The 12,121-nt window shown below is 63.1% G+C and carries 10 protein-coding genes; 6 read left to right on the top strand and 4 right to left on the bottom strand.

The features are described 5' to 3' along the window. Positions 1-93 precede the first annotated feature (93 nt). The 3 genes from ACWGS9_RS05505 to ACWGS9_RS05495 all read left to right on the top strand — a co-directional run bounded on the left by ACWGS9_RS05505 (position 94) and on the right by ACWGS9_RS05495 (position 6,147). Entirely contained in the window at positions 94-1,020 is a 927-nt protein-coding gene (locus tag ACWGS9_RS05505) for a LysR family transcriptional regulator (RefSeq protein ID WP_454504265.1), read from the top strand. A gap of 820 nt (positions 1,021-1,840) precedes the next feature. Next, positions 1,841-2,947: an efflux RND transporter periplasmic adaptor subunit gene (locus ACWGS9_RS05500; protein WP_454504297.1), complete on the top strand. Its 1,107-nt coding sequence runs from the start codon at positions 1,841-1,843 to the stop codon at positions 2,945-2,947. Further along, a complete protein-coding gene (locus ACWGS9_RS05495; RefSeq protein WP_454504264.1) occupies positions 2,944-6,147 on the top strand; it encodes an efflux RND transporter permease subunit in 3,204 nt (1,067 codons plus the stop codon). The genes ACWGS9_RS05500 and ACWGS9_RS05495 overlap by 4 nt, the downstream gene beginning before the upstream one ends. A 534-nt stretch (positions 6,148-6,681) precedes the next feature. Here ACWGS9_RS05495 and ACWGS9_RS05490 read toward each other — a convergent pair. Then, positions 6,682-7,323: a dihydrofolate reductase family protein gene (locus ACWGS9_RS05490; protein WP_454504263.1), complete on the bottom strand. Its 642-nt coding sequence runs from the start codon at positions 7,321-7,323 to the stop codon at positions 6,682-6,684. Positions 7,324-7,468: 145 nt separating this feature from the next. On the opposite strand from ACWGS9_RS05490, the gene ACWGS9_RS05485 reads away from it, so the two are divergent. Then, the gene (locus ACWGS9_RS05485; protein WP_454504262.1) at positions 7,469-7,816 is read left to right on the top strand and encodes an ArsR/SmtB family transcription factor; all 348 of its coding nucleotides are present in this window, start codon (positions 7,469-7,471) and stop codon (positions 7,814-7,816) included. Beyond that, on the top strand, positions 7,800-8,288 hold the full coding sequence (locus ACWGS9_RS05480; protein WP_454504296.1) for an SRPBCC family protein: 489 nt from the start codon (positions 7,800-7,802) through the stop codon (positions 8,286-8,288). The genes ACWGS9_RS05485 and ACWGS9_RS05480 overlap by 17 nt, the downstream gene beginning before the upstream one ends. A gap of 357 nt (positions 8,289-8,645) precedes the next feature. On the opposite strand, the gene ACWGS9_RS05475 is transcribed toward ACWGS9_RS05480, so the two are convergent. Next, positions 8,646-9,029 (bottom strand): YybH family protein, encoded by a 384-nt coding sequence (locus tag ACWGS9_RS05475; RefSeq protein ID WP_454504261.1) that lies wholly within the window; start codon positions 9,027-9,029, stop codon positions 8,646-8,648. Positions 9,030-9,365: 336 nt separating this feature from the next. Between ACWGS9_RS05475 and ACWGS9_RS05470 the strand changes: the two genes are divergently transcribed. After that, positions 9,366-9,851 carry a hypothetical protein gene (locus ACWGS9_RS05470; protein ID WP_454504260.1) on the top strand — a complete coding sequence of 162 codons (486 nt, stop codon included), beginning with the start codon at positions 9,366-9,368 and terminating at the stop codon, positions 9,849-9,851. Positions 9,852-9,925: 74 nt separating this feature from the next. On the opposite strand, the gene ACWGS9_RS05465 is transcribed toward ACWGS9_RS05470, so the two are convergent. Continuing rightward, entirely contained in the window at positions 9,926-10,699 is a 774-nt protein-coding gene (locus tag ACWGS9_RS05465; protein WP_454504259.1) for a slipin family protein, read from the bottom strand. After that, a complete protein-coding gene (locus ACWGS9_RS05460; protein ID WP_454504258.1) occupies positions 10,696-12,060 on the bottom strand; it encodes an NfeD family protein in 1,365 nt (454 codons plus the stop codon). Before ACWGS9_RS05460 ends, ACWGS9_RS05465 begins: the two co-directional genes overlap by 4 nt. Positions 12,061-12,121: the final 61 nt, after the last annotated feature.

The following is a 12,121-nucleotide window of genomic DNA, read 5'->3' as shown; positions in this document are numbered from 1 at the left end:
TTGCCCTAATGACACCGCATATGGTGCAGACAGGATTTCTCAATTAGGTGGAAATATCTGGAATGTCTTTTGCACCCATGCAAAAATCCGCACATGGCTGATCTGAATGACATCGTCGTCTTCGTAAGGGTTGCGCAGTTCGAGAGCTTCAGCCGCGCCGCGCATGCTCTCGGCATGCCCGTCTCCACCGTCAGCCGCAAGGTGACGGCGCTGGAGGAACGGCTCGGCGTGACCCTGCTGCAGCGGACGACGCGCAAGCTCAGCCTGACGGCGCAGGGCCGCGCCTACTACAATCAATGCAGCGAGCCATTGGGCCAGATCTTCGACGCGGAACGGGTGCTCACGCATACCCAGAAGGAGCCGGAAGGTCTTCTGCGGATCTCCGCGCCGGTTATCCTTGGCCAGGAGCCGTTCTACGCGTTCCTATCCTCACTTCTGAAGACCTATCCGCGTATCCAGGCCGACCTGTTCATCACCAACCTGTTCCTGGACCTGATAGCCGAAAATATCGACGTCGCCATCCGTTTTGGCGAACTGCAGGATTCGAGCCTTATCGCGCAGCGCATCGGAAAGAGCGTCCGCTATGTCGTCGCCACGCCGGAATATCTGAACGGTCGGATTCCCCCGTCGCGGCCCGAGGACCTGCGCCAGCATCGATGCGTCCTCCTGCAGGCGCGAAACAATGAGGTGGAATGGCATCTGGTCAGCGGCAAGAAATCCATCAAGCTCCACGTCTCGGGGCCGGTGGCGGCGAGAGATTTCCAGGCGGTGAGCGCTTTCACCTATCGGGGCCACGGTATTGGCCTGCTGCCATCAACCTATTGCGATGCTCAGATCGCGAGTGGGGAACTCGTCCGGCTTCTGCCTGATTGGTCGTCGCCGGAAATCTTCGTGCATGCCGTCTATCCGACGCGCCGATTTCTGCCGGCGAAGCTGCAGGTATTTCTCGACGAACTGAAGGCCTGGCAGAGTCCCCTCTGGATTCCGCTGCGATCGGCGGGGACGCTGCGCGATAGCTGACTTCGACGTCCCATATCGATCTTAGCGGCCGCACGCGCGTCCCGTCGGACTGGCTTCCAGTCAAGGCCGTTGAAACCTGCGTAGAGGGTTTCGAGTGCTTACAGATGGAGGGGGTTCGAGTCCACATTGTGGGCCTGATGATAAAAAATAAATAAATCAATCTGTTAAAATGGTGTTCTGGTGGGCCCGGAGGATGTGGCATAGGTATTGATTTTGTTGGCTTTTTCGTGGGCCAAAATCAGAAAACTTCCCGTATCGTTCCGCATGCTCCCGTGACGCCAGACAGTCGACTGTAGCTAACCTCGTTTGCGAACCTTTGGAGACATGCCCCAGAACGGCGGGCCGGAAGCGGACGGTCCGGTTCTGGGACTAGCCAGACAGGTGCCATTCCGCTGGCGCCCCATCTTGGCCGCAACGACGTTGCTTGCGATGCCGCAGTGTTGCAGTCCATTGAATCCCGCCGGCGTGGTAATGCCCATATCGGTCTCCTTCGACCAATATGAATAATAAGCCGTCCATCAAAGGAATCCTGAATCCGTTGAAACGCGACTGGTTTCAGCCAGGTGGCGGGGCAGCCACAGGCTGGACATTTCAGCCCACATGGAAAATGATCATGTTGCCATGCACAACACTGCAGTGCTCTGATCTCGACGAAAAGCCTGAGCGTAGAAGCGGATCAACCGACCTCCGGGTCTAGCGAGCGAGGACGCAGATGGACACCCCAGAGAATGGGCAATTGCATCGCGACGCGGGCGGGCGACCCCGTCGATCGGCCGGCTGGCCTGCCCGCGCCGCCGTGTCGGCGGCATTCCTGCTCGGCATGGCTTTCAGCAGTACTGCGTTTGCGCAGGACCAGCAGCTACCCATGGTGACGGCGGCCAAGCCGGTGGTCCATGAAATCGTCGAAGACGACGAGTTCGTCGGGCGCTTCGAAGCCGTCGACCAGGTCGCCATCCGTTCGCGCGTCAGCGGCTATCTGGACAAGGTCAGCTTCCAGGACGGCGCACTGGTCAACAAGGGCGACCTGCTCTTCACCATCGACCAGCGTCCATACCAGGCGGCTTATGATGCCGCCAAATCGCAAGTGGACGTCGCCAAGTCACTGCTCGAATTCTCCAAGATGCAGCTGGATCGCGCCGACGAACTTGCCAAGACCGGCAATATCTCAACCGCGACGGTCGACGACCGCCGGCGGGAATACCTTTCGGCGCAGGCGCAGATGCAGGGCGCGACGGCTGCGCTGACGACGGCCAGCCTGAACATGGAATTCACCGAGATCAAGGCGCCCCTGTCCGGCCGCATCGACCGCCGGCTGGTGTCGGTCGGCAACCTCGTGCAGCCGGGTTCCACCTTGCTGACCACTATCGTTACGCGCGATCCGATCGACTTCTATTTCGACGTCGATGAGCGCCTGTATTTCAGCTACGCCCGCGACGCGAAGGCGCGTGGCGGCACCATGCAGGAAGGCGCCGGCGGGCTCGATGTGGAGGTTCGTGTCGCCGACCGCGCGGAGGCGGTATTCAGAGGCAAGCTCGATTTTGCCGAGAACCGGATCGACAATGCGACCGGCACCATGCGGGTGCGTGCGACGTTTCCCAACGCCGACGGCATTCTCCAGCCAGGCATGTTCGGGCGCATCAATGTGCCGGGGTCGCTGCCGCATAGCGGCGTGCTGGTGCCTGACGAGGCGATCGGCGCCGATCAGGATCGCCGCATCGTGTTCCTGGTGGATGAGGCCGGGATGGTGTCTGCGAAGCCTGTGCGCACCGGCCCGCTTCTCGACGGCTACCGGGTGATCCGCTCGGGCCTGACCGGCGGCGAGACGATCATCGTCAACGGGCTGATGCACGCCAGGCCCGGCACCAAGGTGAAGGTCGAGATGGTGATGTTGCCGCCCAAGGCCGAGACCGCCGGGTTGCAGCAATGAGGTTCGCACATTTCTTCGTCGACCGCCCAATCTTCGCGTCGGTCGTTTCGATCGTCCTGCTGATCCTCGGCGGGATTGCTTATACCCAGCTGCCGGTCGCGCAATATCCCGAGATCGCGCCGCCGACCATCGTCGTTCGCGCGCAGTATCCGGGCGCCGACGCCGAGACGGTCGCCGCGACTGTGGCAACGCCGATCGAGCAGGAGATCAACGGCGTCGAGGGTATGCTCTACATGTCGTCCTATTCGTCGGGCGACGGGGCGATGGCGCTGACCATCACCTTCAAGCTGGGCACCGATCTCGACAAGGCGCAAGTGCTGGTGCAGAATCGCGTGTCGGTCGCCGAGCCGCGTCTGCCCGAAGAAGTCCGCCGCCTCGGCATCACCACCACCAAGAGTTCGCCCGACCTGATGATGGTCGTGCACATGCTGTCGCCCGACAATACCTACGACCAGCTCTACGTCTCGAACTACGCCCGCTCGCGGGTGCGCGACATACTGCTCAGATTGGATGGCGTCGGCGACCTCATCATCTTCGGCGAACGCGAATATTCGCTGCGCATCTGGCTCGATCCGGAAAAACTGTCCGCCCTGGGGATGACCTCGGGCGATGTGGTGCAGGCGCTGCGCGACCAGAACGTCCAGGTGTCGGGCGGCACGATCGGCGCGCCGCCGACCAACACCGGCACGGCGTTCCAGTACACGGTCACCACGAAAGGCCGCTTCAACGATGCACGCGACTTCCGATACGTGATCGTCAAATCGACCGACGACGGCCGCCTGATCGCGCTGCAGGACGTGGCGCGCATCGAGCTCGGCGCCAAGGATTACGTCACCAACTCCTATCTCAACGGCAAACCGGCGGTGGCGCTCGCCATCTTCCAGCGGCCGGGCACCAATGCGCTCGCCGCAGCCGCGGAGATCCAGGACAAGATGAAGGAGCTTTCCCGCGACTTCCCGAAGGGGTTGAGCTACGACATCGTCTACAATCCGACCGAGTTCGTCGCCGAGTCGATCCAGGAGGTCTACAAGACGATCCTCGAGGCGATGCTGCTGGTCATCATCGTCATCATCGTCTTCCTGCAATCGTGGCGCATGGCGATCGTGCCGATCGTGGCGATCCCCGTGTCGCTGATCGGCACGCTGGCGGTGCTTTACGCCGCCGGCTTCTCGCTCAACATGCTGACGCTGTTCGGCCTCGTTCTGGCGATCGGCATCGTCGTCGACGATGCGATCGTCGTGGTCGAGAACGTCGAGCGCAATATCGCCAGTGGGGTGGCGCCCAATCCGGCGTCGCACCTGACTATGAACGAAGTCGGAACGGCCATCATCGCGATCTCGCTGGTGCTGATAGCCGTGTTCGTACCGACAGCCTTCATCCCCGGCATTTCTGGACAGTTCTACCTGCAGTTTGCGATCACCATCGCGGTGTCGACGGCGATCTCGGCATTCAATTCGCTGACGCTTTCGCCGGCGCTGGCCGCACTGCTGTTCAAGCCGCACCACGCCGCGGCGGCGCCGCCGCGCTTTTTCCTGGCGCGGTTCGGACGGGCGCTCGCCGACGGCTTCAATCGCGGCTTCGACAGGGTCGCCCATTGGTATTCGAGCATCATCCGCGTGCTGGTCGGATCGTGGATAGCGATCGCCGCCATGCTGGCCGTTTTCGCGGCCCTCATCTACGCCACGGTCTACATGGTGCAGACGGTGCCGCGCGGTTTCATTCCGTCGCTCGACCAGGGCTATGCGATCGTCGTCGTCCAGTTGCCGGACGGCTCCTCGCTGTCGAGGACCGATGCGGTCATCCAGCAGGCGTCGCAGATCATCCAGAAAACGCCAGGCGTCGACTACGCAGTCGCCTTCGCCGGCTTCTCCGGCGCGACCTTCACCAACGCCAGCAACGCGGGCGTGATCTTCGCCAGGTTCAAGCCATTTGACGAGCGACTGAAAGCCGGCCAGTCGGCGACCCAGGTCATCGGCAATCTGTTCGGCAGCCTGCAAAGCATCAAGGAAGCCTTCATTATCGCACTGCCGCCGCCGCCGATCCGCGGTGTCGGCAATGCCGGCGGCTTCAAGCTGCAGATCCAGGAGCGCAACAGCGCCGACATGCGGCAGATCTTGGCGCTTGCCTACGAAATCGCCGGCAAGGCCAACAAGACGCCGGGGCTGACGGGCGTGTTCACCACCTTCTCCGCGTCGAGCCCGCAATTCTTCCTGGCGATCGATCGCGACAAGGCGCGCATCCTGAACGTGCCTATCCCCAACATCTTCGAGACGCTGTCGATCAATTTGGGCACCGCCTACGTCAACGACTTCAACGCTTTCGGGCGCGTCTACCAGGTGCGGGCGCAGGCCGACCAGGCGTTCCGCCTCGATCGCGCCGACATCTTGAAACTGAAGGTGCGCTCGGCGACCGGCGCGCTGGTTCCGCTCGGCACGTTGATCGAGATCCGCGACGTCACCGGCCCGGCGCTGGTCCAGCGCTACAACATGTACGTCTCGGTGCCGCTGCAGGGCAACGCCGCTGCCGGTGTTTCCACGGGCGACGCGCTGGCATTGATGGAAGGGATCACGGCAAAGACGCTGCCGGCCGGTACCTCCTATGAATGGACCGAGCTCGCCTACCAGGAGCGCAACACCGGCAATGCCGCTGTCTATATCTTCGGACTGTCGGTGCTGTTCGTGTTCCTGGCGCTGGCGGCGCAGTATGAAAGCTGGGTGCTGCCGTTCGCCATTGTGCTGGTGGTGCCTCTCGGCGTGCTCGCGGCGTTGCTCGGCGTATCCTTCCGAGGGCTGGACAACAACATCCTCGTGCAGATCGGCCTCATCGTGCTGATCGGGCTTGCCGCCAAGAACGCGATCCTGATCGTCGAATTCGCGCGGCAGGCGCAGGAACGCGGCCTGTCGGCCGCCGAGGCTGCCGTCGAAGCCTGCCGGCTCAGGTTGCGGCCGATCCTGATGACCGCCTTCGCGTTCATCCTCGGCGTCGTGCCGCTGATGATCGCAACGGGCCCGGGCGCAGAAATGCGCCAGTCGCTCGGCACCGCGGTGTTCTCCGGCATGCTCGGCGTCACCTTCGTCGGCCTGTTCCTGACGCCGGTGTTCTACGTCACCCTCAGGTCGCTGTTTTCACGGCGCATGCCCCGGGCCGAGGCCGAGCCTTCGGAGCCTGCAGAGGCGCCATCGGAGACGGCCGCCGAGTAGGGTTACGAATTCGCCGCGTCGGGCGCGGCTCATCACTCCAGAAAATCGGCGCGACGCGCTGCACACGACCCCAACAAACGGTCAAATTGGGGTCAGTTGTCTGCTTCAACATCTTCGTTACTTGCGGACATGAGACCAGCAAGTCCTTGGCCAGAAATAAGGGGGCCGAGTCCACGTCGCGGGGCGGTTCAGAAAATTGTATAAAAATCAGCCACTTACGCGGTTGTTGGGCCCGGAGGGTCGTCGTTCTCGACAGGAAATCAATATGTTACCGGCTAGTTCGCCAGCCCATTTCCTTCGTATTCTCTCGTATGGTCTGGCGAACCCAAGGACCAGGAGGAGGGCTAACGTTCAATCTCCGTCTTATCCCGCAAACAGGGTTGATGAATGCATATTGACCAAGGCTGAGCGCGGCTGGTTTGGGACCGGAGAAGCCGACCGTCAGCACCTGGACTGGTAACTCGAGAAGCCGACATCATGGACCACCTGTGGATAGTCCATGATCGCCCCAAGTCACGAGCTAGCGGCTAGCGGTTAGCGTTGGAATGTGAGGTGGATGGTGCCGCTCTCTGCCGTTTCTGCCTTAACCGTGTAGCCAGCTTCGAGGCCACGCAGATCGTCCCATAAGCGGATGCCGCGCCCGAGCAAGATCGGAGTTATGGCGACATGGAGGCGATCGACAAGGCCGGCCTTTAGGTAGTCGCGAACCACGGTAGGCCCGCCGCCTATTCTCACATCTTTGCCGTCCGCAGCCTTCACCGCTTGCCGGAGGGCATCGACCGGGGTCCTCTCGACGAAATGGAACGTGGTGCCACCGGCCATTTCGATGGAGGGACGCGGTTTGTGTGTCAGGACGTAGACCGGGCAGCGGAACGGCGGCTCATCGCCCCACCACCCCTTCCAGTTCGGGTCATCAGAAAAGTTGTGCAGCCCGAACATGCCCGCGCCCATGATTTCCGCACCGACATCCTCGAAGTAGGCCTGCGCGTATTTGTCGTCGATGCCCGACGTACCTTGGCCGCTGCCATCCTTGAGCACCCGTTCCTGGAACGTCCTTGTTGCGACATAGGCACCGACGAGACGTGGCCAGTCCTCGCCGAACGGAACTTCGGGCGTCTGGTCCGTCGTTGTCGCGAAACCGTCGAGCGAGATGATGAGATCGACACGAACTGCCATTGGCATCCTCCTTGAGAGCGGTTGCATTCCCCGCATCATTTCTAGAGATCGATACTAAGGTACATGCCTTCATATCTTCAGCGACATACTAAGGCAACTACCTTCTTTTTGTTGACCGGCGTGCCCACCCGTTGTAGTGAATCACATGCCCTACCATTCGACGCCCCTCGACCTTGCCTTCCACGCTCTTAGCGATCCAACCCGCCGCGCGGTGGTGTCACGGCTCGCCGAGGGCGAAGTGCCGGTCACAGTCCTGGCCGAGCCATTCGACATGGCGCTGCCCTCCTTCGCTCAGCACATCAAGGTGCTGGAAGATTGCGGGCTGATCGCCAGCGAGAAGCGCGGCCGCAGCCGCTGGTGCCGGCTGGTGCAGGCACGGTTCGACGAGGCGGCGGACTGGATGGAAGCGGAGCGCCAGCGCTGGGCCGAGCGGTTGGATCGGCTGGAAGTCTACTTGGACAAGACGGAAGAGGATGATGAAGGACATGGCTAACCTGTTCGAGACTTGGTCGCTCGATCGCGAAATCGTGCTGGTGAAGCTGCTGAACCACCCACGCGAGAAGGTCTTTGCCGCCTGGATGGACCCGAAGGCGCTGGCCCAATGGTACGGCCCGGCCGGCCTCAGCATCGAGAGCCACGAGGCCGATATCCGCGAGGGTGGGATCTGGCGTTTCGACATGGTGGGCGTGTTCGAGGGGCGAGAGCAGCGCTTTCCCAATCTCATGCGCTTTCTGGAAATCGTGCCAAATGAGCGGATCGTGATGGACTATGGCACACCCGACCCCGACGACCCGGATCGTTTCCGCGCCACGGTGACGTTCGATGAGCAGGCTGACGGCAAGACGGTGCTGACCATGCGCCAGCTCCACCCCAGCGCCAAGCGGCGTCAGGTGGTCATCGGCTTCGGCGCGGTGGAATATGGACTGCAGACGCTGGACGGCCTCGCCGCTTGGCTGGACGGATGAAGCCTTTGGCTCTCAGTGCCGCGCGTGCCCGTCGGCGATGACCGAGGCGGCGTGCAGATCGACCTGCGCTTGATCCCTCCAGATCAGAGCATGACGGAACAGGATGGCCACGCACCGGTGTCTGTTTTCGGGCGACCGCGATCTTGATCTGTATGACGAAGATGGTGCAAAGCCGCCAATCGGTTGAAAGATCAATGCGGTCAGCGAGTGGCTGGATCAGCTTCTTGAATCAATTTGGGCGAACCGCTTCGTAACCCATTGACGAACAACGATTATGTTAGTCACTGAGGGACCGCGCGCCCCCCTCTTTCCCTCGGATGGGACCCTCAGGGGGACTGGCATTTCCGGCATAGCGCCCTACCCCTGCGTGGCCAGCAAATTCGCATCCCTTGCCAGCCGCCAGCGCCCATCGCCTTCCTTGCGCAGCAGTGTCAGCGTGTAGCCCGACCGCCGAGCCGGTTCGCCGCCGGGGGGCGTCGCGGTCATGTCGATGCGGTTGCGGATATAGGCCCAGTCGCCGAGCAGCTTGAGCTCCACGATCTCGCTCACGCCGTCGATCTTCGTCTCGCCCATGCCCCTGGAGGCGGCGGCGAAGGCTTCCTTGCCGAACGGCTCCTTGCCGGGGACCATGAAGACAACGTCGTCCGTCATCAGGCCGAGCACTGTCTCCAGATCGCCCTTCCGGCTCGCCGCCATCCAGGTCTCGACCACCTGACGGATGGCGATCTCGTCTTCGGTCATTGGTTTGCCTCCCTTGGAACGGCGTGTGGATTTGCGGCCAATATGTGGTGCATCTGCCCGCTTAGGTGGTGCAACAGCCGCCGCCGGCAATGCCCGCCGACGGAACTCACTCGCGACTGCCCGCGTGTATGGACGGAGCGATTGGCCAGCGTTCCTTCACACGCCCCCTCTGTCCTGCCCGTCCTCCGCAGCAGCTGCGGAGGGTGGACCGGACATCTCCCCCCGCAAGGGGGAAGATCAGCTGTCACATCGGCTTTCGCCAATCTCCAACCCATTGAGTGCTGGCACGGCTTCATTTGCCCTGTATGCTCCCCCGCATCATAATGGGGAGCACTCATGAAACGCGCGCTGACAGCACTCATCCTGGCACTGCTCACCCCACTGCCGGCCCATGCCGCATCCTGCTCCTGGTCGGCCAAGATGGAGGAGGACGAGGGCGGCAGCGTGATGACGGCTTCGGTCTGCGGCGGGCCGAAGGGGGATGCGCATCTGATGCTGGCCTGCTTCGGCAAGCCGGTGCTGAGCTATGATCTCGGCGCCGCGGGCGGGCAGCTGGAGCCCGGCATCAGCGGCTCCTTCACCTTCAAGGCCGGCGACAAGAGCCTGACGAAAAAGCTCGAGCTCGAGGCGATGTACAACTACTTCACCGCCGAGCTCTCAGGCCCCACCGACCCTTTGCTGGCGCTGCTGCGCGGCAAGGGCGAGGTGACTGTTTCCGCGGACAAATATGGCGAGGCGAGCTTTCCGCTGAAAGGCGCTGGTGCTGCGATCGGCAAGGTGCTGGCCGCGTGCGGCAAGGGTTCGGGTGGTGAAGCGGATTGAGGTTGGCAATCTCCGCCCTTGTGGGGGCGATTGGCCGCCACTACCGCTTTCGCCAATCTGCTAGGTTCGGAAACTCACCTGCTCTCACCGCCTCCGCCCTCCGGCCTCAGGAACTGCCGCAGCAAATCCACCGGCAGCGGGAACACCACCGTGGAGGAGCGCTCGCCGGCGATATCGTGCAGGGCCTCGAAATAGCGCAGTTGCATGGCCTGCGGCTCCTCGGCCAGCATCTTGCCGGCCTCAACCAGCTTTGCGGCGGCCTGCTGCTCGCCATCGGCGTTGATGACCTTGGCGCGCCGCAGCCGCTCCGCCTCGGCCTGCTTGGCGATGGCGCGGACCATGCTCTCGTTCAAGTCGACATGCTTGATCTCGACATTGGAGACCTTGATGCCCCAGGCATCGGTGCGCTGGTCGAGAATCTCCTGGATGTCGCTATTGAGCCTGTCGCGCTCGGCCAGCATCTCGTCGAGCTCGTGCTTGCCGAGCACCGAGCGCAGCGTGGTCTGCGCCAGCTGGTTGGTGGCGGCGAGGAAATCCTCGACCTGGATGATCGCCCGCTCGGCGTCGACGATGCGGAAATAGAGCACGGCGTTGACCTTCACCGACACGTTGTCGCGCGAGATGACATCCTGCGGCGGCACGTCCTGCACCACCACGCGCAGGTCCACCCGCACCATCTGCTGGATGAACGGAACGAGCAGGATGAGGCCAGGCCCCTTGACCCCGGTGAAGCGGCCGAGCGTGAAAACCACGCCGCGCTGATATTCCCTCAGGACGCGGATTGCCGCCGACAGGAACATGAGCACCAGCAGCGCGAGGATCAGATAGGCGACATAACCGATTGTCATTGTTTTGCTCCGTCGTTTCCTGAGTTGCGCCGTCGCAGCGTCAGCACGAGGTCGCTGACGGCGGCCACCTCGACGCTGTCTCCGGGCGCCATCGGCCCGTCGGCCTTCGCCCGCCAGCGTTCGCCGAGCGCCAGCACATGGCCCTCGCCGCCTTCCCAGTCGAGTATCTGCACGGGGAGGCCGCGCATGGCATCGCTGCCGACGCGCGGCGGATTGCGCCGCGCTGCCCACAGGTAGCTGCCGGCCAGCAGCGCGAGCCCCAGCGTCAGCGCGACGGCGGGTCCGATGATCGCCCAGGATATGGCGAAGCCCGGCCCCTCGACCTCGAGCAGCATGGCTGCGCCAAGCAGGAAGGCGGCCGCGCCGCCGAGCCCCAGCACGACCGTCGGATTGAAGGCCTCGACGATGAGGAAGGCGATGCCGAGCAGCATCAGGGCGAGCCCGGTATAGTTGATCGGCAGCAAATCGAGCGCATACAGGGCGAGCACCAGGCACATGGCGCCGATAACGCCCGGCGCCACCGCGCCGGGGCTCGTGACCTCGAACACGATGCCATAGAAGCCGATCAGCATCAGGAGGACGGCGACGTTCGGATCGGTGATGACGGAGAGAAGCCGGATGAACCAGCCGGGATCCAGCATCTCGACGGCCAGGCCCTTCGTCGCCAGCACCTGCTTCTTGCCGGCCACGTCGACGGTGCGGCCATCGGCCAGTTGCAGGAGTTCGGCCGTGTCACGGGCGACGAAGTCGATGACATGTTGCTGCAGCGCGGCACTTGCCGAGAGGCTCGCCGCCTCGCGCACGGCCTTCTCGCCCCAGTCGCCATTGCGTCCGCGCAGCTCGGCGAGCGAGCGGATGAGCGCCACTGCGTCATTGGTCACCTTCGCCATCATCGGGTCCGCGGATGGCGGCTCGCTGCCCTTGTTGTCCTTCTCGCCGCCGGGAAGCGAGGGCAGCCCGCCGATCTCGACCGGCGTCGCCGCCCCCAGATTGGTCCCGGGCGCCATCGCCGCGACATGGGTGGCGTAGAGGATATAGGTTCCGGCGCTTGCCGCATGGCCGCCGGCCGGCGCGACATAGCCGATGACGGGAACTGAGGAGGCCAGGATGTCGGCGATCATCTCGCGCATCGATGTGACCAGGCCGCCCGGCGTGTCGAGTTGGAGGATGAGGACCTCGGCGTTCCGCTCGGCCGCGGCCTTGAGCGCCTCCTTCAGTTGGCGCGCGCTCGCTGGTCCGATGGCGCCGTCGATCGCGATGCTGAAAGCAACCCTCTCCGCCGTCGTTCCGGCCGAGGAGAAGGGGAAAAGGGTCGCGGCCACGAAGGCCGCTGCCAGAAGGGCCACCCGCGCGAGTCTCACGCTCAAAAGCTCCTTGGATTCAATATGGGGTTGTGTTGGAGCGAAGTCCAATGAGGCGGCC

It is taken from the genome of Mesorhizobium sp. Arg314 (genome assembly GCF_053714275.1).
The sequence above is the reverse complement of the archived record's forward strand: the minus strand, read 5'-3'. Positions and strand labels throughout refer to the sequence as shown.